Raw genomic sequence first — 24,130 nt, forward strand, 5'->3', positions numbered from 1 at the left:
CTATATGTGTGTAATCGCTTACAAGAACAGTATAATAAAAAATCCGCGCCCCGCTAATATAGGCGTTCAACGATTATACATACTTTTGCAACGACTTTTAGGGCGGGATAACATAATATGCTAACCCTGAAAAAAAGACGGCACCGTCTGACCAGCCGGGTGAGGCTGATTCAGACAGTGGCGCCCCTAAGGCAACACAGATGATAGTAATCTTCTGCTTATTTCTCCATGAATCCGGTGGATGGATTGGTGATGAAGAAGCCTTCCTGCGGTACATAGAAATACTGAATCCAGACACCGTCGAGCAGCGGTTCGCGGGTATCCAGCAGAATCTCGATATCCTTATCTGTAGCCACCACTTCATCGTGCTCAGTAGGTGTATCAAGTGCTACATCATAGTGTCCGTGATCTCCGTGATTCTGAGTAATGACCACACGGATTTTCTTGCCTTCCGCTTCCGGGCTGTTCAGCATATCTTTTAGAACTTTAGCTGCATTGCGGTTAATTTTTACTTTCATCCTTTGGCGACCTCTATTCTGCTTAGTAGTATGAAATCAGAAATTCATTATAACATATTATAAGGTGCTATAGATAATTAAGTGGTTATTCAAGTAAGGATACTACACATCACCACCTCAGCTCATAGTCTACCGCAAGCAGCTCAAATTGATTCCGCGTGAACCGGATCAGCCCGTCCCGCGCCATCCGCTGCAGCTCCCGGGATAAGGCGCTTCTATCCACCGTCAGATAATCCGCCAGGTCACTTCTGCTGAAGGGGATCTCGAAGGCGGGCGAATTGTTTTTGCGGGCCTGAATACTCAGATAGTGAATGATCCGCTCCCGCAGCGATTTGTGCGAGACCAGATCAAGCTTCTGATACATCGAGCGGTTATTCTCCAGCAGTAGTGCCAGCATATTCTCAATAATCCGGCCGCGAAGAATGCAGGTCGTTTGCCCCGGACGGATAATATTGTTCATCCGGATGAACAGAATCCGGCATTCCGACCCGGCTATCGCTTCATAGCCGCTGGGCTCCTGCTCCTGACGAAGCGCTGTCTCCCCGATAATCTCCCCGTCCGCAAGCTCTGAGAAGATGAAGCGCGCGCCGGAGCTGTTCTCCTTGCAGAGCAGGACATTTCCCTCCAGAATGATGCCCGCCGCCTCCAGGTATTCCTCTTGCTTGAAGATGAAATCCTTCCTGGCGAAATCCTTAATCGTCCCCTGCAGACAACCGAGGGCCTGCTGCACTTCGCTGCCCCGGAATCCTTTGAACAGGACTGTATTTTGAATTTTGTTCATATATTGCTGCAAATTTATCCGCCTCCTGTTGCCATGGCAACAGAGTCATCTTAGAAACTCTGCTACAATTCAATAAATGAGAACGATTCTCATCTTTTCTCTCATTATAGCAAAAGTTACGCATCAAGCAATATACAGGAGGACATTATGAGTGAAATCAAGGAAGGAATGGTAGTTCATTTCAATCACATGATCAGCATCCGGCCCTATCAGATTTCCAGCAGAACACTTCACTTCCCTGAAGGAGCTGCCACCTCTGCGGAAGCCCCGGATTGGGTGCTGTACGGCATGGACACCGGCGAATCCATCAGCTCGGAGACCTCGCCCAAATCCAAGATCATTCACGTTCTGGAGGGGGAGCTGCATATGCTTATCGCTGACCACTCCTGTGTATTAACCGCCGGAGCAGCAGTCGTCGTGCTGGCTGGCACCTGGCATGAGTTCAATGCACAGAGCAGCTGCAAATTCCTGCAAATTAGCATTTAACCTGGAGGTAACCGTATGGAACAAGAACAAGAGCAATTTATTAAAAGACTCCCGCAAGCGGAAGTCATGGATCTGCGCAAAATCATCACTGTCGAGCAGGAGCAGGTATCCAGCCTGACCCTGGTCCAGCGCCAAAACCTTGCCATGACACTGATCTCTGTAGATACAGGTTCATCGATCGGCGGACATTCCTCTCCCGGCGATGCCATGGTCAACATTCTGTCAGGCGAAGCACGGATCACGATTGACGGCAAGCCCTATTCAGTGCGCGCTGGGGAGACCCTTATTTTACCCGCCAATATTCCCCATGCATTATATGCAACAGAAGCATTCCAAATGCTGTTGATCGTCGTGAAGCCTGAGAAGAAGGGATTGAGGCATGTTGAAAAAGGAAGTCGGTCATAATTTCCTCGCCAAGCTCGGTAAAAAGCGGCTTCGTCCCGGCGGTGTCGCTGCTACGAACTGGTTAATCCGGCACGCGAAGCTAAGTAAGGACAGCCGGGTACTGGAAGTAGCCTGTAACATGTGCACTACCTCTATCCAGCTTGCGCGGGAGTACCAGTGCCAGATTACCGGAATTGATATGGACCCCAGGGCGCTTGCGAAGGCGGAGCAGAACATCAGAGACGCGAAGCTGGAGGGGTATATTAGCGTCAGACAAGCGAATGCGATGAAGCTCCCTTTTGAAGATAACAGCTTCGATGTTGTCATTAATGAAGCCATGCTGACGATGTTGAACCAGACGGCGAAGCAAAAAGCGGTAGCTGAATACTTCCGTGTCCTGAAGCCGGGCGGCGTGCTGCTTACGCATGACATCACTTTTGCAAAGGAGAATATGGCGGAGGAGCTGGCAGAGCTGCGGAAGACTATTCATGTGAACGTAGAACCGCTGCCTGTAGCAGACTGGGAGGGGCTGTTCAACACGACCGGCTTCAAGCAGGTTGAGCATGCAACCGGAACGATGTCGCTGATGAGCATTAAGGGGATGATCCGGGATGAAGGGGTGGCCGGTACGCTGCGTATTTTCAAGAATGCTCTCAAAAAGGAAAACCGCGCGCAGTTCAAGAAAATGTATACCTTCTTCAACACCGCAGGCAAGGATCTGAATTATATCGCAGTATGCAGCAGCAAAAATGATTAACACAAGAAGCTGTCCCAATCAGCCCTATTGCACGGCATGCGGGACAGCTTCTCGTATGTGTACATCTATTATGAAGCGTTCTGATTTGAAAGAGCGGCTAACACTTCATTGGTGACATCCTTGCCGCCCTTGAAGTTGGTAATGAACGCACCGATGGAATAGATCGGCCCCCAGGGAATCCCCCACCAGCCTACAAAGAAGGTCAGCAGGCTGTACTTCAATCCTTTTTTGACGGAGCCCTCGCCCGCCCTGATGAAATAGATGTTAGAGCTGCGTCTGAATGTCATCAGGACAACAGAGAAGCAATACGTGTAGATCACGAATTTGCCGCCTTGCTGAATCTGGCTCATTATATTGCCGCCGTCCATGTTCTCGATCCCTTTTATGATCATAGGAAATCCCCTTTAATGTTTATTAATTATCATATACCATAGGGACCGCAGACTGAAACAGCAGACAACTATTTGTAAAAAGTGAGCTTCCGGCAGTCGCGGATTACTCCAGCTCAGCTCCGTTACTGGCGATTACCCTTTGATACCAGAAAAAGCTGTCTTTGCGGGACCGGTCCAGCGTCCCCTTGCCTTCGTTATCCTTATCCACATAAATGAAGCCGTAGCGCTTCTTCATCTCTCCGGTGCCTGCACTGACCAGATCGATGCAGCCCCAGGAGGTATATCCGATTAAATCCACGCCGTCAGCCACCGCCTCCCCCATCGCCCCGACATGTTCCCTCAGATATTCGATCCGGTAATCGTCCTTGATTGAACCATCTGCTTCTACAGTATCCACTGCACCAAGGCCGTTCTCCACAACCATCATTGGCAGTCCGTAACGGTTGTAGATATTATTCAGAGCCCACCGCAGGCCTTGCGGGTCAATCTGCCATTCCCACGCACTTGCCTGCAGATACGGGTTCTTCAGACCCAGCGACATATTGCCGCCAATCGACTCCTGATCCGGAGCTGCGCTCACGCAGGTGGATGAATAGTAGCTGAAGGTGTAGAAGTCCACGCAGCCTTCCTTAAGAATCTGCTCGTCACCTTCCTCCATCTGCAGCTCAATCTGCTTTTCCCGGAAGTATCGCAGCGCGAAGCCCGGATAAGCCCCTCTTACCTGGACATCGGAGCAGAGGAAATTACTCAGATTATCCTTTTGCTGGGCCAGAAGCACATCCTCGGGATTACAGGTCAGCGGGTAAGAGCACATGTAGGCAATCATACAACCGATCTGAAAATCCTTATGGATCTCATGTCCCAGCTTCACGGCTCTGGCACTGGCGATGAACTGGTGATGGAGCGCCTGGTATCTTAGCTGCTCATTGTCGGTTTGCGCGGATGCCGTCAGCTCGGCACTTCCCTCCGGCTTCATCGCCCCGGCCATGAAGGTCCCGAACGGCATCGTAAGGATGTTGATCTCATTGAAGGTCAGCCAGTACTTCACTTTGTGCTTATACCGGTTAAAGATCACCTCGCAGTAACGGACGTAGAAATCAATTGTTCTGCGGTCCGCCCATCCGTTATAGGCTTCAGCCAGATGGTAAGGCGCTTCATAATGGGAGATCGTCACCAGCGGTTCAATCCCGTGCTTGGCCAGCTCGTCAAATACCCGGTCATAGAACTGCAGCCCTTCTTCGCTTGGCGCGGCATCATCCCCATTCGGAAAGATCCGCGACCAGGCGATAGACATGCGGAACACCTTGAAGCCCATTTCGGCGAACAGCGCGATATCCTCCTCGTACCGGTGATAGAAATCAACCGCTTCATGGCTCGGATAATTAGCTCCGGCTTCCAGTACTGGAGTAATTCTCCGGGAGACCGTATGCGTTCCGGCGGTCATGACATCCGCAGTGCTTAACCCCTTGCCACCCGCATCGAACCCGCCTTCGAGCTGATTCGCAGCCGTTGCGCCGCCCCACAGGAAATTATCCGGAAAACTTCTGTTGCTCACATCTACGTTCTTATTCATAATAATTCCTCCTCAGATTAGATTAGAATATCAGTTAAATCATGACGGTCAGCAGATTCTCCCGGTAATCGACACTCTTCTTGTCCGTCTCAATGACATCTAGATACTCACCGGAATTGGAGATGATCACCGGCGTGGTCAGCGTATAGCCAGCCTCTCTGATCGCAGCAACATCGAACTCCATGAGCAGCTGGCCTTTGGTGACGGTATCGCCTTGCTTGGCCCGGGGGGTGAAGTGTTTGCCTTTCAATTTGACCGTGTCCTTGCCGACATGAATCAGAATATCGACCCCGTTATCACTAGTAATGCCGATTGCATGGCCAGAGGCGAACAAGGTGGTCAGTACCCCGTCAACCGGAGAGTACACCTTGCCTTCCAGCGGTTCAATCGCTATGCCTTTACCCATTGCGCCTGTAGAGAAGGCTTCGTCCGTCAGCTCCGACAAGGCTCTGACCTGGCCCTTCAGCGGACTTCCCACCGTCTCCTGCTTCACCAGATTGCTCCGGGCAGTCCCGCCGCTCTTACTGTCAGCCGTTTCCTCATCCTTGAACCCGGAGAAGAAGACGAGAATGAACCCGAGAATGAAGCTGATCACAATGGCAGCAATCGCGCCATAGAAGCCTTTATCCATCCCGTCCGGGCTGATGTAGCTTGGGATACCGAAGATCCCCAGACCGCCGAGAATATAGCCCTTGGTGCCCATCAGACCGACGATACCGCCGCCGACCGCCGCCGCGACGCAGCTTAAGATGAACGGCTTCTTGCGCGGCAGCGTAATGCCGTAAATGGCAGGCTCCGTAACTCCGAAGATCCCTGAGATAATAGCCGGAATCGACAATGACTTCAGCTTGGCGTTCTTGGTCCGCAGCATAATCGCCAGCACTGCACCGGTCTGAGCAAACGAAGCGCCGAATGAAGCTGCCAGAATTGGATCGGATTTCAGTACAGCCATGTTATTGAGGGCAATCGGCACCAGACCCCAGTGCAGCCCGAAGATAACGAAGACCTGCCAGAATGCGCCTACCAGCAGCCCCTCAATAACCGGACTGAGGTTGTAGAGGAACAAGGTTCCCTGCCCCAGCAGCTGTCCGGCCCAAGTGGAGACCGGACCGATGGCAATCAGCGCCAGCGGAACGGTGACCAGCAGGGTGAAAAACGGGACGAGGAAGGTGCGTACCACACTCGGCGTTACTTTTCGGAAGAAGGCTTCCAGCTTGGAGCCAATATAAGTCGAGATGATGATCGGAATGACACTGGAGGTATAGGACATCAGAATGACCGGAATCCCCAGGAAGGTAATGTACACAGGCGATTCAAAGATCGTTCCGCTAAAAAGCGTGTACAGCGGTTCGCCCGCCGCCGTGATGCTGCCGAAGGACGGGTACACCAGCGTAGCGCCTATCGCCATCCCGATAAAGATATTGGCCCCGAATTTCTTGGCCGAGGTATATCCAAGGAAGATCGGGAAGAAGTAGAACAGGCAATCCCCGAGCGCATTCAGAATCTGGTAAGTCCCCGACTCCTTGGTAAGGAGTCCCACGGTCAGGAACAGGGCGGTGAAGCCCTTGATCATCCCGGTTGCAGCCAGTACGCCAAGGGTCGGCGAGAATACGCCGGAGATCATGTCGATGAAGCTGTTGAACAGACCCATTTTCTCACCGGAGGCTGTCTCTGATCCGCCTTCCTGTAATCCGCCCGCGGTCATCACCTGGGCATAGACCTCAGATACGTGATTACCGATCACGACCTGATACTGGCCGCCGCTCTGAATGACCGTTACAATTCCATCCATGTTCTTCAGCACATCTGTATTCGCCGCCGCCTCATTCTTCAGCTTGAAGCGCAGACGGGTCACGCAGTGACTGAGTCCGTTGATATTCTCCTTGCCGCCGACATGCTTGATAATATCCTTGGCTAGTGCCTCATATTTCATAGTAAATCCTCCCGTTTCCTGATGAATGATAAGCAAAAGGCGAAACCATCCCGGCAGCTTCCTGCCTGATTTGGTTTCGCCTGCATGACCAGTAACAATCCAAGTGGTTTTATTCAGTTTGTCTTTGCGTTACCCGCTGAATGTGAATCGTTAGATACAGGATTTCTTCATCCAGGAGCTTCAGGTCCAGATACTTCTCAATTTTGAGCACACAGTGATGGGCCTTCCTGTATTTCATCTTCACCTGCTTGAGCAGAAAATCGTCCACGGACTCCTCAGACTCCTGGTTGCGTGAGCGCTGGAAGAAATACCGCAGATGGGTGATGAACCGTTCGTAGCTGACGGTACGCTCATCAATTTCGTTGTTATAGGAATACTTAACAATATTGAGGATGTCATCAATCTGCTGGGTCTGCCTGGTAAGATCCGCAATCTTGTTGCCCGAGCTGTTCATTTGCGCATTAATCAGGTGGAGTGCAATATTGCCTGCCTCATCCTCCGGCAATCGGATACGGGTATACTGCTCAATCATCCCCATGGCATGATGCCCGATCGCGTACTCCCTCGGATAACAGCGCTGAATCTCCCAGAGAAGCGGATTGTCATTGCGGATACCCTGCTCATGAAGCCTTAGGGCATGAGTCAAATGATCCGTCAAGGTCACATAGATATAATCGCTCAGCCGGGCCTTCAGCGTCTGCTTGGCATACTCGATAATGTCATAGCTTAAGGCCACATATTCGGCGGGAGCGTCCGCCATTAAGGCCTTGAATTTCTCGGACGCGTCATTTCGCTTCAGCACAAATGTCTTCTCGATCAGAGAGACATCCACTGGATCACCCGGGCTCTTCTTGAAGCCGATGCCGCGTCCCATAACAACCAATTCATCCTTACCTGAATCCTTGGCAATAATGGCATTGTTATTGAAAATCTTCTCGATAATCAACCAAGCTGCCCTCCTTTACCCCGAATTTCATTTGGCACTGCTTACAGGATGTTAGACGGGTCAAGGCTTCCTTACGGCGTCCCGCAGGGCCTTAACATAAAGAAAGGCAAAACCCAAAACACGTGACCATGTTTTGGGTTTTGCCTTTGCAGTAACAATCCCAAATTCAGAATAGCACTGAATTTCACTTTTGGCAACATAAATGTTTGCGCTTACAAATAACTGAACCTGTAAGAAAAAGAGTGTCCCCTATTCACAGGGAACACTCCTCTTCTTCTATTCTGCCTGAACTCAGACCGATGAGGAACTCACGGCCTGGGCATTTCCATTTCCCCACCGCAGCTTATACAGCTCCGGCAATACCACACCCAGCAGCACCAGCACCACTCCGGTCCATTGCAGAAGACTTACATGCTCTTCCAATACGAACGAAGACATTAAGACGGCAACGGGCAGTTCTACGGCGCCCAGAATACCGGCCATGCCGCCGCCGATATGCGGAACCCCGATGGCGAACAGCAGCGGCGGGATGAAGGCGCCGAACAAGCCCAGCAGGAAGCCGAACAGCAGCAGTTGACCCCACAGTAACCCGTTAAACAGGAAGTACGGCGGGAACAGAATGCACAGCAGCAGCAGACCGCCAGTGACCATCCAGGCACTCCGGTAGGCCGGATGAGCCGAAGGAACGGCTTTGCCGCTGAAGATAATGAACATCGAATAGCTTACTGCCGATAGCAACCCGAGCACCAACCCAAGCAGGTTAAACTCGGCAGCTCCCTGATTCAGAATACCTGCGGCCAGCAGGGTGCCGCCGAACAGCAGGATCAGCGTCAGCACCGTGATTTTGTCAGGGCGTTGACGTTTGCTTACCGCCTGAATCAGCACACTGATCCAGGTGAACTGGAACAGCAGGATAATCGCCAGCGAAGCCGGAATATACCGGAGCGACTGGTAGTACAGCAGACCTGTAACCACGGTTGGCGCACCAGCCATCATCAAGAGCATTCTATGCTTCCAGGTCAGCCGGGTGGGAACGGCCTTGGCGGGCGCCGCAACGTCCGCTGTGCTGCGCTCTTTGCGGTTCGCTCTGAGCTTGGTATATAACGCAAGCAGCCAAGCTAGAATACAGCCGGTTAAGAGCTGGGTGCCGACCACCTCTCCCAGCTTGTAACCCTGCCCGTAAGCCAATACAACAATCGTTGATAAAATGCCGTAGCTCATAGCGCCTACAAGTACGGAGATTAAATATTTCATATCTTTCATTCTGATTATGCCTCCTGAATCTTCTGATCTGAATCATGCTGCGTCAAGGTCAAGGACCGCAGAGACGCAAAAAATCCTAACTCCGGGACAGGGACCGCTGGTTCATGGTCCTTATCATCGTAGTTAGGAAGAGTAGGCTTCCTGTAGAAACCCTCGCCCTGTGACATCTGAATGGCTGCGAGGTTATACGAGAACAATATTGAGTTATGAATAATTGCCTGGTTGACGACTGTTCATATGTTACACGCCAAGTGAGCTGACGTCAAGCCTTAATTCTTTTAAATTTGAAACTCAGGGAATGCAGCCCGCTATTAATCAATTCTCCAACCTGACTTCACCCGTACTTTTATTCCACTCTAAGCCAATTCCGAGAAGATCACATATTGTCGCCAGCGGGAATTGTGCTGAATCCGGCAGACTGTTCATTATAAATTCGCGGTCTGATTTCTTGCCATTGATAAATAATTCGAGTGGATCGCTGAACTTTACCTGAACGGTATTCTTACCGTATACGAAAGACCAAACCGTGAAGTGATAATAATATAATTTCGGATCAGGGTTGGATGTGCTCATGCTTACCTTCACGCCAAGAGCCTTGAATACACTGTTCTGCGGTACATACAGCTTGCCATCCTTGATGGAGGCCGTGCCGTAGAATGAGAACGGCTCACCGTTGACGAAGAACATTAGCGGCGGCTGGACCGGTGCCAGGATATATCCATCTTCATCCTTGACTGCTGCCCCCTTCCCGGTCGCAAGTCCCGCGTCGAAGCCATCGCCCCAGCCTAGAAGCGTCCCATCCTTGTGCTGAGCAAAACCAAAGGTTCCACTGCTTCCCCAAATATTGCTGATTTGATTTCCCTTTTTTATCTGATACGGCTTAGCCAGTGCTCCAGAATTATAGTTCCATTGCCAAAGTGTACCGTTTCTCTTCAAGGCAAACAGCCGGTAGAAGCCGGTATCCAGCTTGTAGACATTATTAAGGCCAGTAACGGCAGACGGTGCTTTAAGCCCCTTGTTCCAGCGCAAGACTTGGCCGTCACTGCGCAGCAGGAACAGCTCACCTTGTGTAGCAGCCATACCGGTTATTGAGGCTGAAGCAATCGTAGCTACACTGACCGGATCACTCTCCAAGCGGATACGGTTATACACTGTGTTAACGATACTCATCTGCTTCACACTGCCCTCTTTAGTAAGAAACAACGCATCGTTACCGTTAATTAGCGCGGATCTGACCCCCGTGACTGCCTTGAGTGCTAAATAGCGAATCTGCACCGGCAGCACGCCAGGCTGATCGTAGGACGGGTACCACAGTGTAGCCGTTCCGTCTTTTTTCACAGCGATGCCAAGATTACCATTTGTAGTGATAGAGGCTACCTCCTGCAGACCTTCCAGCTTCACAGGACCTCCCCGTTTTTGATCCCGCAGTTGGGGGTCATTCTGTATATAGCTGCTGTAGTCCCGGCCCCACCCCCACACCTCTCCATCCTTACTGAGCGCAAAGGATACGCTTCCCGCTGCTGCCACCTGAACGATCCCGCTTAGACCTTCCACATGCCTCGGAATGTACTGATTAATACTTGTACCGTCCCCGACTTGACCGAACTTATTGTCTCCCCAGCCGGTTACGGTCCCGTCACTCCAGGCCGCTATTCCATGCGCAGAGCCGCCGGACACACTTACCGCTCTTATCCCCCCGGCAGCAGCCTCACTGCCAGCAGGCAGACCTAAGGATACTATCAGCAGTGATATAAGGAGCAGAACTGATTTACGAAAAAACAACGGCTTGTCCCCCTTGTAAAATACTCTATTCGCATAGATTCTTTCCCCCTCCTATTATGTTCCATTTATTAGCAATGAACAATAACAAACACAGACCCTACTCTCCCAAATTATGATAAAATATAACTCAATTCAGCAGATCATTCGAAAGGAGCCTTACATATGGTCAAGACCCGTCCTCAATCCGGCGGGATCGTAAAAATTTGAAACATAGACAAGTTTCGCTACGTACCAGTCTGTAATAGCCTTCATTCCAACCTATTTCATGTGATTCAAGCTGCTATCCCCAAATATACTACTATGGAGGAGGTGTAGATCCTGAACAGATCCGGGCCCGTTAAGCTCCTCGGCATGATTGCCGGAGTTGTAATCTTAAATGTCATCGTTCTCTCTCCCGGCCTGCTCGGTGTCGAGATCGGCGGAAGTCCGCTGGAAACGGCATCGGCAGTAACCCTGTTAATCATCAGTCTGCTGGTCGTCCTATATGGCAGTTACACCTTGCTCTTCAAACCCCCGGCTGCCAAGCCTGCCAGCGTGCAATTAGAGACGCGGGAGGATTACATTGCCGGCCTCGGCCGTCACCGGAATGTGAAGGTGCTGAAGGAGGATATCTCCCTCGCCTTGGACCAGATCGAGCGGATTGAGAAGAAGAAGACCGCACTGCTCCAGGTGCTGGGCCGCAGATTCGATCCGGCTGAGCTCAGCTTCCGCAAGTTTCATTCTGTCATTATGGAGGTCGAGAAGCTCTTTTATTTGAATATCCGGGGGCTGCTGGGCAAGCTCAGTGTGTTCGATCCCTCGGAGTTCGCCAGATTCAGTGCCGGTAACGCTTCCACCCGGTTCTCCAGCTCCCTGATTCAGAAGAAAACCGCGCTATATAACGAATATCTCTCCTATGTCAAAGGCTGCCTCGGGGCCAATGAGGAAATTCTGCTGAAGCTGGATCAGCTGCTGCTGGAGATTACCGAGCTGGGCAGCGCAGATTATACCAATGTGGAAGAAATGCCATGCATGCAGGAATTGACCGCCCTGATCGGGCAGACGAAACTCTATCAGTAAGGAAAGGGAGATGAACCTATGAGGAAAGGCAAAACACTGTTCATACTCGGCATTATCGCCGCATCCGTCTTCGCACTCGTCTACTTCGGAATTACCTTAACGTCCAATCTGGGCAAATCCAAGACAGAAATCTCTGCCGAAGACGCCGACAAAAGACTGAACCGCATCTATAAGGATATCAACGTGACCAGTGCTGAGCCTGTAAAAGGACAGATCGATCTTGATCCGTCGTCCATCGGCGATTCGTTGCCCGATATCTCCAAGTTCCCCATCTCCGTAGAGAGCACCACGGACAGCTTCGTCGAGATTTTCTCCTCTACAGAGAAGTCCGGAACAGGCAATGACGGCTGGCTGAATGAGGTCGCCGCAGATTTCAACGCTGCCGGTATTACAATAGACGGCAAGCCGGCCTCAGTCAAAATCCGCAACATTGCTTCCGGCACAGCCGCTGATTATATCCGGTCCGGCAAATATGTGCCTGACGCCTACACTCCCTCTAATGAGCTATGGGGCGAGATGGTCAAGGCCAGTGACGTGCAGGCCGAATTGGTTACGAAGCGTCTGACCGGCAACGTAGCCGGAGTAGTAATGAGCAAGCAGAAATACGATCAACTGGTCGACAAATACGGCTCGATCAACGTCAAGACAATTACCGACGCTATTGCGGCTAATGAGCTGGCGATGGGGTACACCGATCCTTTTGCCAGTTCAACGGGGCTGAATTTCCTGGTCACCGCACTGAGCACCTTCGACAGTACGGATCTGCTGGGAGACAAGGCGGTTCAAGGCTTCGAGAAGTTCCAGGCCAACGTGCCCTTCATCGCCTCCACCACCCTGCAAATGCGGGAAGCCGCTAAATCCGGCATGCTGGATGCCTTCGTCCTTGAGTATCAGACCTTCGTCAAAGCGAAGGATTTGAACAGCGGCTATGTGTTCACCCCATTCGGGGTAAGACATGACAGCCCGCTGTATGCACTCGGGCAGCTGCCGCCGGAGAAGCTGGCGATCATTAAGAAGTTCGGCGAATTCGTCCAGCAGGAGAAGTACCAGAAGACGGCTGCGGACAAGGGCTTCAACGGCCTGACCGACTATGTCTCAGAGCTGGCACCGGTTGACGGCTCCATTCTCTCTTCGGCCCAGAAGCTCTGGAAGGAGAAAAAGAACGGCAGCAAGCCGATTGCGGCAGTGTTCGTAGCCGATGTCTCAGGCAGCATGGCCGGTGAGCCGCTGAACCGTCTCAAGGAGTCCCTGCTGAAGGGCCAGAAATTCCTCGGCAAGGACAACAGTATCGGCTTTGTGTCCTATTCCAGTGATGTGACTATCAATCTGCCCATCGGCAAATATGATACCAATCAGCAGTCCATGTTCGTAGGGGCGATTAACAGCCTTCAGCCTGTGGGCGGCACGGCTACCTTCGACGGCGTGGTGGTTGCGATGAAGATGCTGAAGGATCAGCTGGCGCTGAACCCGGACATGAAGCCTCTAATCTTCGTGCTTAGCGACGGGGAGACCAACGAAGGCCATTCCCTGGATGATATCCGGGGCCTGATCGAGACTTACAAGATTCCGGTATATACCATCGGGTATAACGCCAATATCAAGGCACTGGAGAGCATCTCGAGCATCAACGAGGCGGCCAATATCAACGCCGACACAGAGGATGTAGTATACAAAATCGGAAACCTGCTCAACGTGCAAATGTAGACTTTATATTCTGAAGGAGGGTTCATATGTCATTCACCATGGAAATTCCCAGCCCCGAGAAGCTGAAATCGGTCATCGAGGAGCAGGTTCAGCCGGAGCCGGAGGAAGTCACCCAGCTTAAGGAGCAGGCGATTAATAATGTCTCCAGTATCCTGGAGCTGGACTTCGAGTCTCTGGAGAAACGCAAGGCTGTGCTGCAGTCGATTGACAGCTTCGGGATGGGCACCATGCGCTCCTCGTCGGAGAAGAACTCCCTGCTTCAGGTATCGGTGGGCAATCTGTCCAAGACCGGGGATGAAGGCGGCCAGGTCGCCAAGGGATTAACCGAGCTGCACCAGCAGCTCAAGGATCTGGACCCCAGCGCGGTCGATTTCGCCAAAAGCGGCTTTCTCGGCAAGTTTTTCCACCCCCTGCGTAATTATTTCGCCAAATATCAAAAGGCTGATGCCGTCATCTCAGATATTATTCTATCCCTGGATAAAGGCAAAGCCGTGCTGAAGAATGACAATACGACACTGGAGATTGAACAGCAGACCCTGCGGGAGCTGACCAAGCGGCTTAAGAAGGAGATTCAGCTCGGCATCCTGATGGACGAGGAGATTGAGAAGCAGATTGAAGCTGCCAAGCAGCGCGGTGAAGACGAGGATAAGGTGCGGTTCATTACAGAGGAGGTGCTGTTCCCGCTGCGCCAGCGGGTGATGGATCTGCAGCAGATGCTCGTAGTCAATCAGCAGGGCATTATGGCTATTGAGGTTGTCATCCGCAACAACAAGGAACTGATCCGTGGAGTGGACAGAGCCAGGAATGTTACGGTATCTGCGCTTAAAATTTCGGTTACAGTCGCCAGCGCCTTATACAACCAGAAGATCGTCCTCCAAAAAATCGAGCTGCTGAACCAGACCACCGACAATCTGATCAGCGGCACCTCCAGAATGCTTAAGGAGCAGGGTGCAGCCATTCACAAGCAATCGCTCGAAACCAGCATTTCGGTTGATACGCTGAAGCAGGCCTTCACCGACGTCCTCTCCGCCCTGGATTCGATCAGCACCTACAAGCAGGAGGCGCTCCCTAAGATGCGTGAGACCATTATCCAGTTCCGGGAGCTGGCAGATAACGGCGAACAGCAGATTCAGCGGCTGGAAAAGGGCAATACGCTCGGGCTGTAGCATCACTGCCCATATACAAGGCAAAACAGAGCACGGCGGAGAATACGCCGGTGCTCTGTTTTTTGTCTGTCTATTTTCCTTTTGCACTCTACTTTTCTTTATTCAGTAAGCCTGTCACCATTCTGCTCAACGTCCCTTGATCGATGAACGGGGCGAGGCTTGCCAGCAGATCAGGGCTAAGCTGTTCCGCTTCGACTTCACCAAGAAGCTTCCCAAGCTTCCCCCTGTCCAGGAAAGGAGCGAGGCCTGTGAGCTGATTTGCATCGACAGTACCGTCTGCCAAACGGTCAACTAGAAGGCCCAACGTTTCCCTGCTAATAAAAGGAGCCAGGCCTTGAATGGAATGCCAGCTGGGGCTGCCCCCTCTGGCTTGTTGCACCAACAGATCCAGCTGTTCCCGTTCCAGAAACGGGGCGATGCCCACAAGATTGTTCACCTCTTTAGAACCGTCTGCTGCTTGATCGACAAGCAGGCTTAAGGTGCCACTGCTGACGAACGGGGCAAGTCCGGAAATGACATTCCAAGCCGTTTCTTTCTTTTCAGCCTGATGAACCAGTTCATCCAATAGATCTGTACCCAGGAACGGGGCCAGCCGCATAATTACATCTAACGTAAGGACGCTGCTGTCAATGCTCTCTGTAACCTTATTCAGGGCACTTGCTTTTACAAAAGGCGCTACCTCTACAAGCTCTTCCATCTCCAGCTTACCGGCATTGACCAGCTCTGCAATCTGGCCCGGCCTGTTCTCTGCAATCTCCTCTACGATCCGTCCCAGATGCGGGTGCTCTCTATGCTCTGCGTGGTCTCCTGCATTCAAAATGTCGTCTACGGTTAGGCCGAATAACCCCGCAACCTGCGGAAGTGTTCCAATATCCGGCAGCGAGTCGCCCCGCTCCCATTTCGATACCGCCTGATGACTTACATTCAGTTGATCGGCAAGCTCCAATTGGGTCCAGTCCTGGTCTTTGCGAAGCCGCGATATATAAGCCCCAATTCTACGTAAGTCGAGCATGATATCCCTCCGAGATTATAAAATGTACAGTGCACACTGCCAGAAACAGCATATCATTTCAGCATATACAATCCTATCAATTGCTGGTTGAATAGCTGCATACCCTCTGATTCAACTGCCGGTAGAATATACTTTTTAACATTAAATGGGTTGTATACTATTCCTGATTATTGTATATTTATTCAACCGGCATTTATTGCTGATTTCTCATCTACCGGGGGATACACCGATGCATTTTTTGAATATCAACCAGCTTACTTCAGAGCAGATTCTGGATATCTTTGAATTAACCGACCGGCTTCGTCTCCGAAAATCAGAACCGCTGCTCGAAGGTAAAACGATGATTCTCTTCTTCCCGGAGACCAGTCTGCGGACACGGGTCAGCTTCGAGAAAGGCATCCGTGACCTGGGCGGGGCCTGCATTACCTTTCCGCCGGAGACGCTCGACAAGAAAGAAGGGCCGGGCGATATCGTCCGCTACCTGGAGAACTGGGGGGATGGCATCATTGCCAGAACACCTGACCTTTGCAAACTGGAGGAGTTGTCAGCCTACGCCTCTGTTCCCGTTATTAATGCGATGACTGCACGTAATCACCCCTGTGAGATTCTGGCTGACCTGTATGCTCTGCGCAGCCTCCGGGACAACTACCAGGAGTTGTCCTACACCTTCGTTGGACCGCCCGGCAATATATCAAGAACTTGGCTGGAGGCGGCGCAAGCCCTGAATCTCTCGTTCCATCATGTATGCACGCCAGGTCATGAGATGGCCAGCGGCAATCACCCGGGCTATACCTTTCATACGAGCCTGGACAGCGTGTTACCGGAGAGCGATGTGATTCTTACCGATTCATTGCCTAAGGATTTCCTGACCCCGGAGTATATCAGCACTTATCAGATTACACTGGACCGGATGAAGCAGACAAGACCCGGGGCGCTCCTGAACCCCTGTCCTCCCTTCTTCCGCAATGAGGAGGTCAGTGAAGAGGTGATTGCTTCGCCTTATTTTGCCGGATTCGGGTTCAAGAAAAGTCTGATCTATGTTCAGCAAGCCATCCTGATCTATTGCTTATCGCATTGATGCACCCGGACCATGAGTCCCAGTGCAACGGTTCATTTTCTCTTTCGTGCAAGCCTTTTAGGGCTTAAGCTGTATATTTGAAACTGCCGATTCCTCCGATATCTTATTAGAACAGTATTTGTTCGTATGTTTATCACATTGGCTGAAGGAGAGAATTACTATGAAGGCTTTACACTTACTATCCAGAAAAACAGGCGTCCTTCTGCTTGTACTGCTACTGGCGTCACTCGGTACAGTTGGGGGAGGCAGACAGTCACACACGGCAGCAGCGGCTGCTTCTACGAAATCATATGTGTACTATGTCTCTAACGATGTTCTATATCGTGTAACGACAGATGGAAGTGAGACACAGAAGATCGCAGAGAACTATGACGGCAACGGATTAGACTCGACCGGCAAATATCTGTATTTTTACTATGATGGCGCTATGGGGATACAGCGTCTGTCCCTCAGCGATCCTGATGCTTTAATTACTAACTTCCTCGGGGACCGGAACATCCTCTTTTACCTGTTCGACGGTCCCTATCTGTACTTCCTTGATGATACAGGCCACATCTACCGTACCTTGGCCGACGCTGACGATGATTCACAGCTTACCCTGATAGCAGACAATGCCGATGTGAATTTCCGGACCTTCGACGTCTTAAGCGGGCGGATCTACTATAATGCACTGAAGAACAACACTACCTGGGTTGCTTCGAGGTCCCGCGACGGGAGCGGGGTCATTCAGTGGATTGCCAGTGGAGCTATACAGAAGAGCAAATTTTATCATCCATACGCTACAACTATTAACCTTATGATTGACAACAAGCCCACCGAAACCGAGTATTCTTTGAACTCCATGTTGCTCTATACCCTCCCCCTAAGCGGTGGAGCTCCCAAAGCAGCCAATCCCAATAATCCGTTGGAATCCAACGCCGCTATTGCCGGTACCTGGTCCGACCATTATTTTCTGTTCAACAAAGGCATTAAAGTAGACGCCACCGGCGATGAGCTGGACTATAATACCGGCAAAGGCTTCCTGATGGATAAGAACGGGAAGATCCTGCAGCTAAGCCAGAACAGTGTGATCAGCATCAGCGAGATTGCCACGAATAAGCTGGTCTATGCAGATTCCAAAGGCAAAGCCTACATCAGCACGCTGGCTAACGGCAAAATTATCTCCTCCAAGCCGCTGCCGTTGTCGAATATTCAAGATATCCGAACGGTTAGAAACGGATCGGCGCTTACCACCGTATTGTTCACCGCAGCCGATGCTTACTTGCTGAATGCCGATTTATCCTTGACTAAATTGAGCGGTGTAGAATCCGATTACTCTGTAATTACAGACAATATTCCCGGCTTGTATTATATCAACGGTCTGGATAACGACTGTCTATACCGGTACAGCAATGACGGCAAAACCAAAATCAAGCTGTCCACTGGTCCGGTTAGCTACTTAGCACTGGTCTCCGCGAAGTAATATACAGAGAGAATAAGCCGGAATTTCCGATATCGGAAGTTCCGGCTTTTTTAAGATGTGAATAGATAAAGTTCAGTTTATAACAGAGACTTGCCTATGAAGAGACTTCATTTCCGGTATACAGTGGGAGTAAGCGTTATAGATGATTACAGAAAGCAGGCTGGCAATGAATATATCAATCAAGCTAACCGGGCCGGATGAAGCCTATATTATCAAAAATATGTTACCGCTCTATCTGCATGATCTTTCAGGTCATTACGGACTTGTGGAGGGGCATCTGCCTAACCGGCATGGCATCTTTGAGGACACGGACGAATACCGCACGCTGGCAGATCAGTATGAGGTGCAGAATATTTGGTGGGACAAGCCGGGCATTCTGTACTCTTTTCTGATTCAAGCTCATTCGATGCCGGCAGGCTTCGCACGGATTGCTACCCCTCCATATTGTGCGCAGGGCGTCGATTATTTCGTGAGCGACTACTTTCTGCTGCAGCCCTTCAGAGGGACGGGAATCGCGGAACAGGCGGCGGTGCTGGTGTTTGAACAATTCCGGGGCGAATGGGAGCTGTTCACCAACCCGGCTGCGAAGAATATCACCGGCCAGAGCTTTTGGCGCAAGACGGTCTCCCGCTACACGCAGGGCCAATATTCGGAGCGCAGCGGGGAGACTTTTGACGGCCATAAGCTTGCCTTCAGGTTCCATAATGGGGGATGAGAACCACTCTGACCGCAGCGCAAAAAGGCTGACCCGCCGGATATACCAACAGTCAGCCTTTTTCGCGTACAAGGGTTCACGGCAGAATGCGCAAGTTAATGTCTCTGGTATTCTTGCCGGTCCCTGTCTTCATAATCATATTCATCGATTCTGGCTTATCGAGCAGATTGCTTCCGAAGATCCGTTCATAGCCTTCATCGGTTGCAGTGCCTGTGGGTGACCATATCTTGGTCGTTCCGTACCCGGTTTTCGACTGAATTTCATTCCCGTGTATAGCGCCAAATACCTTTTGACGGTCCTGCCACGTAATCTCAGTCTCCTTCTTGATTTTGAATACAGTACGGATCATCAACGGGGAGAGCTCAACCTGCTCCAGCGTCACTTGAACGCCCTCCAGTATGAAGTCTTCCTGCGGCTGGACAATGACTGTCTGTTGCTGTTTGAATTTCGGGTCCAGCTTGAAGCTGATCTTAAGTCTCGGGGAATAATACACATCGGCTACATTTACACCTTTCGTCAGATCTTTCATTTTCCCCTTGTCCATAGAGGAGATCTGGAAATTAGCTTCCAGTTTCTCCGGGAACGGCTTGCTCCGGTCCAGGTAGATGGTACCTCTTCCGTAGTAGATACGCTTATCATCATAGCCATTGTTTTTAGCATGGGCACCAACCCCGCCCCCGTTCTCCAGATCATATCCGGTTGACAGATTCTTAATTATCGCACTGTTAACACTATAGATCTCCTGGCCTTCCGCGACATTGGCTGTATACAAAAAGATGATTGTGTTCTCATCCGCCGTTACAGCATTCAAAGTAATCCGGAAATTCCCGCTGGCTGCACTTTTATCAATCTCCTGAATGTAGCCGTGCCGGATAGCCGTATCCAGCGTAGGCGCTTCTGAATCAAAGGAATAGAGCCGCTTGAACATCTCCAGCCCGCCCCAATTCACTTCTCCGGCAGGTCCGGCAGCACGGGGTACTGCATTATGAATGACCGGGATGAAGAACAGAATCACTGCAGCAATTGCGGCTGCGGCTATTCCGAGGAAGGAGACTTGGCGGAGTCTGCCCTGCCAGCTTTTCCGGCGTCCGCGCTCGATCCCTGCCTGAACCGCCGCTCTGACCTCATTCCCCCCACAGTCCCCCCTTACCTCCTCACGGATACGTGTCGCATCGGACAACATCGCCTGCTCTACTCTGCTAATGTTCATTCCATTCACCCCGGTTCTTCATAATTTCCCTAAGCTGCTTCAGGCCTTTGTGCTGCCAGGTTTTGACGGTTCCTTCCGGCTTGCCCAGCAGGACTGCGATCTCGGCCAGGGTCAGATCATTATAATATTTGAGCAGCAGCACATGGCGGTATTTCACCTTCACCTGCGAGAGCGCCCACTGCATTTCCATGGCATCCGTACTGGTCCGCATAACCGGCTCCTGCATATTCTCTGCCGCTGTAGGGACTGCCCTTTTTCTTCTGCGCTGCTCGTCTATGCAGACATAGATTAATATACGGATCAGCCAGGTTTTGAACGCGCTGGGGTCCTTCAGGGTTCGCCGTTTCATCCAGGCCCGGCAGGTGGTCTCCTGGAGCGCTTCCAGTGCGTCATTGCGGTTGCCCAGATAACTGTAAGCAATATGGTATAGCTGGTCGCTATGCTCCATCACCGCTTTGACCCAATCCGTCTCCTCAAGCGGCACGGCGGCAGTTACCCGCTTCATCTCTGCCCCGGACATCGTCATCTCTCCCTCTCCTCTCCATCCCTTTTACATGAATTAGACGGAGAGGTTATGCAAACAGTTTTAGTCTGCGGCAATTATTTTATATCTTCCACGAACAACAGAAAAGCCGCAATCCCCGCTGCCGGGAATGATGCGGCCTTTCTTAATATCGGAAGCTATAGCTTCTTGCTGCTGAGGAGAAGGTGTGCTGGCGAGCACAGGCTTCATTGTATGTGAAAAACAGCATATGTTGTGTTCACAAACAGGCACACGGCCTCAATATGTGAAAAACAGCATACGTTGTGCTCGTGTAAAGGTATTCTTATTCATCCGGTTAGGACGATTTTGTTCTGGAGATTATTTCACTTCTAGATAGGTTACACCTAGAGTACCCAATTCCCCTTACGGAACACCGGCTCAATCGTGCCGTCAGCCAGTTCTCCGTCAATATCTAGCGCATCGGAGCCTACCATGAAATCAACATGTGTGAGGCTGACGTTGGCCCCTCTGGATAGCAGTTCCTCGCTGGTCATGGAGGTGCCCCCTTCAATATTCACCGGATAGGCGCTGCCCAGCGCGAAATGACAGGAAGCATTCTCGTCAATTCCAGTGTTGTAGAAAACTCTGTTCAGCCGGGAGATCGGTGAATCATACGGCACCAAGGCCACTTCTCCGAGATAGGAGGCGCCTTCATCCGTATCCAGCAGGGAGGTCAGATGCTCACGGCCGGATTCAGCGTCATAGGCGGTAACCTTGCCGTCTGTGAAGGTAAGTGTGATTCCGTCGACGAGCCGCCCGTTCAGGTTCAGCGGAAGCGTACTCTTGACGGTGCCATTCACACCGGTGCGGTGGGGCATCGTGTAGATCTCTTCTGTAGGCATATTGGCTACAAAATAAACGCCACTCGCATTCTCCCCGCCGCCGCCGCGCCACAGATGGCCTTCCGGCAGCTCGACACGCAGATCCGTTCCAGGGGCACGGTAGTGCAGGCTTTTGTAGCGCCTCTCGTTCATACGGTCCTGGCTCTGCTTCAACTCGCCGATATGAGTACGCCAGGCAGCCACTGGGTCTTCGCTGTTCACACGGTTCATCTGGAAGACTGCTTCCCACATCGCATCGATCCGCTCTTCCTCCTGCAGATCGGCGAACACCTTGTCCGCCCAGGCACGTGTCGGCGCCTTAATCAGCGACCAGCTGATTCTGCTGTTCCGGGTGTAGGCCTGGTACTTCTTGCGCGCAACCGCAGCCGCTTTAACGGCAGTGGAGACCTTGGCCGAATCGATCCCGCGGAATAATTCCGGATCCGGCACTTTTATATGTAATATAGCTCCGCCTTCTTCAGCGAATCCCTCCAGCATATCGGCATGCCACTGCGGATAATACCCGAACGATTCCTCAGGAGCCTTCTCGTAACGGATGCGTGTGACCGCTTCATCGTCCCAGTCCACAAGCACGTATTTCGCTCCAGCGTCATAAGCCTTGCCTACAATCAGCCGGGTAAGCTCCGCTGTCTCCAGCGGGGCGTGAACCATCAGCACTTGTCCCGGCTGCACATTCACACCGACCTTGACTACCAGCTCTGCGTATTTCTCCAGCATCTGCTCAAAATCCTTCATTTCATCTCTTCCTCCATATCTTCTCTGTCTCTGTATAAGTATAGCGGAAGACCGGGAAGATGGCACGTACTCTATGATCTATGTACAACCGGAAGCTGAGCATGGCGTAACTTCTCCCGCTTCCGGCAGCGCTTCCTCTACTGCTTATCCACCTGCAGCAACTGAATGGTCTTCACATCAAACGTATGGGCGATTTTCTCTTCCGCAATCACTTTCAGCTTCGTCAGGCTGGCCACCTTGGCCGGATCAGCCCGGGAGAGGAGCCTCCACAGCTCGGGGTCGGACAGGGTCTGATAGAGCTTGTCGTCATCATATTCCTTGCGGTTCTGCGTGACCAGCTTGACCTTGTAGCTGCCGAACACCGCTTCGGTCTGCCCCGCTTCATTAACGTGGGCAAGGATCTCCTGCCGGAGTCCGGCCAGCTCCTTTTCCAGCTCCTTCTGCTTCACCTTGAGCTTATAATACTGTTGAACCTTCTTTTCCATACAGTGCTCACGCTCCTCTCCTAACATGTCTATGCAGGAAAGAACGGTTAGAATGATTAATTCTGTTGAGACGGTTTATGTTTAATTCTATAATGGAGTCGATGTGACAAGTTATAACTTCTTGTATTTTCAAAAACCAGACAGCAGGTGAACCCATGTTCCAGACTTATCTATTCCCGATTTCCTACGCATTCATGGCCTTTCCGGTTGCGGCGCTATTCTTCACCTTACCGTTCCTGATTGTGCAATACCGCCGGCACGGCTATATCAATAAAATCCGGGCCTTGATGCTGTATCTGCTGCTGCTGTACCTGCTTAATGCGTTCTTCCTGGTCCTTCTGCCCTTGCCTGATTCCAGGCACAATGCAGCCCCCTCCGGGAGTATGATCCAGCTTGTACCGCTACAGTTCATCCAGGATATTCTGCACAATACGCCAATTACGCGCAGCGACCCTTCCAGCTACCTTAATGTGCTGACCGGAGCGGATTTTCTGCTGGCAGCCTTCAATGTTCTACTGACCGTACCCTTCGGTATGTTCCTGGGCTACTACTTCCGCACGCGCTGGGTGGTGTGCATTATCCTGTCCTTTGCGCTGTCGCTGTTGTTCGAGATTACACAGATTACCGGCATTTACGGCTTCTTCGATCATCCTTACCGGATCTTCGATGTCGATGACATGATCACGAATACGCTGGGCGGCATTGTGGGCTTCAAGATATCCCTATGGATCTCCGGCCTGCTGCCGAGGATTGAGAAGCTTGACAGCCAAGAGGACCTTTCCGCCAAAAAAGTGACCTACACCCGCCGCGCCCTTGCTTTCCTGCTGGATTCTATCCTGCTGCTCGCGGTAACCATCCTTCTTAATTTGCTCTCTCTGAGTATTTCGTGGTGGGCAGTTAGTATGGTGTATTTCCTGAGCATTCCTCTGTTCACAGGCGGACGCACCTTCGGCAAATGGGTTGTACGTATCCGGCTAAGGAGTGAAGACGGCGGCCTAGCCAGACCCTGGAGGGTATGGGCACGATATGGATTACTCTATGGCGTCTTAGGCGGAATGAATTCCCTTATGCCTGACTCCTCCTTCTTCATCTCTATCGGCACAGCGCTGGCTACTGTAGTGAAAATAGTCATCCTATTGGCTGATTTGGCCTTCTTCATCCATCTGGTGCTGCGGTTGATTAAGCGTGAGCGTCCGCTCATCTATGAAGAGATTAGCAGAACCCACAATGTAATCACATGGCCGAAACGGCATCAGGCAGCGGCAAGCGAGACCCTAAATAAGACAGTAAACAATGAATAGAG

23 protein-coding genes are annotated in these 24,130 nt (G+C 51.4%); 10 read left to right on the forward strand and 13 right to left on the reverse strand.

Going from position 1 to position 24,130, the window contains the following annotated elements; all coding sequences use genetic code 11:
- Positions 1 to 218: 218 nt before the first annotated feature.
- Both C162_RS10920 and C162_RS10925 read right to left on the reverse strand, forming a co-directional pair.
- The gene (locus C162_RS10920) at positions 219 to 518 is read right to left on the reverse strand and encodes a heme biosynthesis protein HemY (RefSeq protein WP_036694333.1); all 300 of its coding nucleotides are present in this window, start codon (positions 516 to 518) and stop codon (positions 219 to 221) included.
- Positions 519 to 627: 109 nt separating this feature from the next.
- Positions 628 to 1,311, reverse strand: coding sequence for a Crp/Fnr family transcriptional regulator (locus tag C162_RS10925; protein WP_036694335.1), 684 nt, complete (start codon positions 1,309 to 1,311; stop codon positions 628 to 630).
- A gap of 135 nt (positions 1,312 to 1,446) precedes the next feature.
- On the opposite strand from C162_RS10925, the gene C162_RS10930 reads away from it, so the two are divergent.
- The 3 genes from C162_RS10930 to C162_RS10940 are packed head-to-tail and all read left to right on the forward strand — an operon-like array spanning position 1,447 to position 2,926.
- The gene (locus tag C162_RS10930) at positions 1,447 to 1,785 is read left to right on the forward strand and encodes a cupin domain-containing protein (protein WP_036694337.1); all 339 of its coding nucleotides are present in this window, start codon (positions 1,447 to 1,449) and stop codon (positions 1,783 to 1,785) included.
- Positions 1,786 to 1,800: 15 nt separating this feature from the next.
- On the forward strand, positions 1,801 to 2,190 hold the full coding sequence (locus tag C162_RS10935; protein WP_051493388.1) for a cupin domain-containing protein: 390 nt from the start codon (positions 1,801 to 1,803) through the stop codon (positions 2,188 to 2,190).
- On the forward strand, positions 2,168 to 2,926 hold the full coding sequence (locus C162_RS10940) for a class I SAM-dependent methyltransferase (protein WP_200869199.1): 759 nt from the start codon (positions 2,168 to 2,170) through the stop codon (positions 2,924 to 2,926). The genes C162_RS10935 and C162_RS10940 overlap by 23 nt, the downstream gene beginning before the upstream one ends.
- Positions 2,927 to 2,994: 68 nt before the next feature.
- On the opposite strand, the gene C162_RS10945 is transcribed toward C162_RS10940, so the two are convergent.
- From C162_RS10945 to C162_RS10970, 6 genes are all read right to left on the reverse strand, one after another.
- Entirely contained in the window at positions 2,995 to 3,318 is a 324-nt protein-coding gene (locus tag C162_RS10945; RefSeq protein WP_036694339.1) for a hypothetical protein, read from the reverse strand.
- Positions 3,319 to 3,421: 103 nt separating this feature from the next.
- On the reverse strand, positions 3,422 to 4,891 hold the full coding sequence (locus C162_RS10950; protein WP_036694340.1) for a 6-phospho-beta-glucosidase: 1,470 nt from the start codon (positions 4,889 to 4,891) through the stop codon (positions 3,422 to 3,424).
- 34 nt (positions 4,892 to 4,925) lie between these two features.
- Complete coding sequence (locus C162_RS10955) at positions 4,926 to 6,824, reverse strand: beta-glucoside-specific PTS transporter subunit IIABC (RefSeq protein ID WP_036694341.1); 1,899 nt, start codon at positions 6,822 to 6,824, stop codon at positions 4,926 to 4,928.
- 109 nt (positions 6,825 to 6,933) lie between these two features.
- Complete coding sequence (gene licT, locus C162_RS10960; RefSeq protein ID WP_036694343.1) at positions 6,934 to 7,770, reverse strand: BglG family transcription antiterminator LicT; 837 nt, start codon at positions 7,768 to 7,770, stop codon at positions 6,934 to 6,936.
- Positions 7,771 to 8,061: 291 nt separating this feature from the next.
- A complete protein-coding gene (locus C162_RS10965) occupies positions 8,062 to 9,024 on the reverse strand; it encodes an EamA family transporter (RefSeq protein WP_036694553.1) in 963 nt (320 codons plus the stop codon).
- A 324-nt stretch (positions 9,025 to 9,348) separates the two neighbouring features.
- Positions 9,349 to 10,815: a hypothetical protein gene (locus C162_RS10970; protein ID WP_051493390.1), complete on the reverse strand. Its 1,467-nt coding sequence runs from the start codon at positions 10,813 to 10,815 to the stop codon at positions 9,349 to 9,351.
- 351 nt (positions 10,816 to 11,166) lie between these two features.
- On the opposite strand from C162_RS10970, the gene C162_RS10975 reads away from it, so the two are divergent.
- Genes C162_RS10975 through C162_RS10985 form a run of 3 tightly spaced genes read left to right on the forward strand, consistent with a single transcriptional unit; the run spans position 11,167 to position 14,744 of the window.
- A complete protein-coding gene (locus C162_RS10975) occupies positions 11,167 to 11,874 on the forward strand; it encodes a hypothetical protein (protein ID WP_156949607.1) in 708 nt (235 codons plus the stop codon).
- 18 nt (positions 11,875 to 11,892) lie between these two features.
- Positions 11,893 to 13,578 (forward strand): vWA domain-containing protein, encoded by a 1,686-nt coding sequence (locus C162_RS10980; protein WP_036694348.1) that lies wholly within the window; start codon positions 11,893 to 11,895, stop codon positions 13,576 to 13,578.
- 26 nt (positions 13,579 to 13,604) lie between these two features.
- On the forward strand, positions 13,605 to 14,744 hold the full coding sequence (locus C162_RS10985) for a toxic anion resistance protein (RefSeq protein ID WP_036694349.1): 1,140 nt from the start codon (positions 13,605 to 13,607) through the stop codon (positions 14,742 to 14,744).
- Between the two features lie 88 nt (positions 14,745 to 14,832).
- Here the strand turns inward: C162_RS10985 and C162_RS34300 are convergent, their stop codons facing one another.
- Positions 14,833 to 15,756 (reverse strand): helix-turn-helix domain-containing protein, encoded by a 924-nt coding sequence (locus tag C162_RS34300; protein ID WP_051493391.1) that lies wholly within the window; start codon positions 15,754 to 15,756, stop codon positions 14,833 to 14,835.
- Positions 15,757 to 15,985: 229 nt separating this feature from the next.
- On the opposite strand from C162_RS34300, the gene C162_RS10995 reads away from it, so the two are divergent.
- From C162_RS10995 to C162_RS11005, 3 genes are all read left to right on the forward strand, one after another.
- A complete protein-coding gene (locus C162_RS10995; protein ID WP_051493392.1) occupies positions 15,986 to 16,834 on the forward strand; it encodes an ornithine carbamoyltransferase in 849 nt (282 codons plus the stop codon).
- 160 nt (positions 16,835 to 16,994) lie between these two features.
- Positions 16,995 to 18,296 carry a DUF5050 domain-containing protein gene (locus tag C162_RS11000; protein WP_036694350.1) on the forward strand — a complete coding sequence of 434 codons (1,302 nt, stop codon included), beginning with the start codon at positions 16,995 to 16,997 and terminating at the stop codon, positions 18,294 to 18,296.
- Positions 18,297 to 18,462: 166 nt separating this feature from the next.
- The gene (locus C162_RS11005) at positions 18,463 to 19,011 is read left to right on the forward strand and encodes a hypothetical protein (protein ID WP_036694559.1); all 549 of its coding nucleotides are present in this window, start codon (positions 18,463 to 18,465) and stop codon (positions 19,009 to 19,011) included.
- Between the two features lie 76 nt (positions 19,012 to 19,087).
- On the opposite strand, the gene C162_RS11010 is transcribed toward C162_RS11005, so the two are convergent.
- From C162_RS11010 to C162_RS11025, 4 genes are all read right to left on the reverse strand, one after another.
- A complete protein-coding gene (locus C162_RS11010) occupies positions 19,088 to 20,221 on the reverse strand; it encodes a DUF4179 domain-containing protein (protein WP_036694351.1) in 1,134 nt (377 codons plus the stop codon).
- Complete coding sequence (locus tag C162_RS11015; protein WP_051493393.1) at positions 20,211 to 20,747, reverse strand: sigma-70 family RNA polymerase sigma factor; 537 nt, start codon at positions 20,745 to 20,747, stop codon at positions 20,211 to 20,213. Before C162_RS11015 ends, C162_RS11010 begins: the two co-directional genes overlap by 11 nt.
- Positions 20,748 to 21,109: 362 nt before the next feature.
- Positions 21,110 to 22,342, reverse strand: coding sequence for an aminopeptidase (locus C162_RS11020; RefSeq protein WP_036694352.1), 1,233 nt, complete (start codon positions 22,340 to 22,342; stop codon positions 21,110 to 21,112).
- A gap of 137 nt (positions 22,343 to 22,479) precedes the next feature.
- The gene (locus C162_RS11025) at positions 22,480 to 22,827 is read right to left on the reverse strand and encodes a hypothetical protein (RefSeq protein ID WP_036694354.1); all 348 of its coding nucleotides are present in this window, start codon (positions 22,825 to 22,827) and stop codon (positions 22,480 to 22,482) included.
- Between the two features lie 155 nt (positions 22,828 to 22,982).
- Here C162_RS11025 and C162_RS11030 point away from each other — a divergent pair, with 155 nt between their 5' ends.
- Positions 22,983 to 24,128, forward strand: a complete 1,146-nt coding sequence (locus C162_RS11030; protein WP_036694355.1) for a VanZ family protein — start codon at positions 22,983 to 22,985, stop codon at positions 24,126 to 24,128.
- Positions 24,129 to 24,130: the final 2 nt, after the last annotated feature.

Source organism: Paenibacillus sp. FSL R7-269 (genome assembly GCF_000517865.1).
Lineage (GTDB): Bacteria > Bacillota > Bacilli > Paenibacillales > Paenibacillaceae > Paenibacillus_AQ.

What these genes read in the sequence shown, in the direction of transcription:
- C162_RS10920 (WP_036694333.1), bottom strand. Translation starts at nt 518, where the DNA reads ATGAAAGTAAAAATTAACCGCAATGCAGCTAAAGTTCTAAAAGATATG.
- C162_RS10930 (WP_036694337.1), top strand. Translation starts at nt 1,447, where the DNA reads ATGAGTGAAATCAAGGAAGGAATGGTAGTTCATTTCAATCACATGATC.
- C162_RS10935 (WP_051493388.1), top strand. Translation starts at nt 1,801, where the DNA reads ATGGAACAAGAACAAGAGCAATTTATTAAAAGACTCCCGCAAGCGGAA.
- C162_RS10945 (WP_036694339.1), bottom strand. Translation starts at nt 3,318, where the DNA reads ATGATCATAAAAGGGATCGAGAACATGGACGGCGGCAATATAATGAGC.
- C162_RS10950 (WP_036694340.1), bottom strand. Translation starts at nt 4,891, where the DNA reads ATGAATAAGAACGTAGATGTGAGCAACAGAAGTTTTCCGGATAATTTC.
- C162_RS10955 (WP_036694341.1), bottom strand. Translation starts at nt 6,824, where the DNA reads ATGAAATATGAGGCACTAGCCAAGGATATTATCAAGCATGTCGGCGGC.
- C162_RS10965 (WP_036694553.1), bottom strand. Translation starts at nt 9,024, where the DNA reads ATGAAATATTTAATCTCCGTACTTGTAGGCGCTATGAGCTACGGCATT.
- C162_RS10975 (WP_156949607.1), top strand. Translation starts at nt 11,167, where the DNA reads ATGATTGCCGGAGTTGTAATCTTAAATGTCATCGTTCTCTCTCCCGGC.
- C162_RS10980 (WP_036694348.1), top strand. Translation starts at nt 11,893, where the DNA reads ATGAGGAAAGGCAAAACACTGTTCATACTCGGCATTATCGCCGCATCC.
- C162_RS10985 (WP_036694349.1), top strand. Translation starts at nt 13,605, where the DNA reads ATGTCATTCACCATGGAAATTCCCAGCCCCGAGAAGCTGAAATCGGTC.
- C162_RS34300 (WP_051493391.1), bottom strand. Translation starts at nt 15,756, where the DNA reads ATGCTCGACTTACGTAGAATTGGGGCTTATATATCGCGGCTTCGCAAA.
- C162_RS10995 (WP_051493392.1), top strand. Translation starts at nt 15,986, where the DNA reads ATGCATTTTTTGAATATCAACCAGCTTACTTCAGAGCAGATTCTGGAT.
- C162_RS11000 (WP_036694350.1), top strand. Translation starts at nt 16,995, where the DNA reads ATGAAGGCTTTACACTTACTATCCAGAAAAACAGGCGTCCTTCTGCTT.
- C162_RS11005 (WP_036694559.1), top strand. Translation starts at nt 18,463, where the DNA reads ATGAATATATCAATCAAGCTAACCGGGCCGGATGAAGCCTATATTATC.
- C162_RS11010 (WP_036694351.1), bottom strand. Translation starts at nt 20,221, where the DNA reads ATGAACATTAGCAGAGTAGAGCAGGCGATGTTGTCCGATGCGACACGT.
- C162_RS11015 (WP_051493393.1), bottom strand. Translation starts at nt 20,747, where the DNA reads ATGACGATGTCCGGGGCAGAGATGAAGCGGGTAACTGCCGCCGTGCCG.
- C162_RS11020 (WP_036694352.1), bottom strand. Translation starts at nt 22,342, where the DNA reads ATGAAGGATTTTGAGCAGATGCTGGAGAAATACGCAGAGCTGGTAGTC.
- C162_RS11025 (WP_036694354.1), bottom strand. Translation starts at nt 22,827, where the DNA reads ATGGAAAAGAAGGTTCAACAGTATTATAAGCTCAAGGTGAAGCAGAAG.
- C162_RS11030 (WP_036694355.1), top strand. Translation starts at nt 22,983, where the DNA reads ATGTTCCAGACTTATCTATTCCCGATTTCCTACGCATTCATGGCCTTT.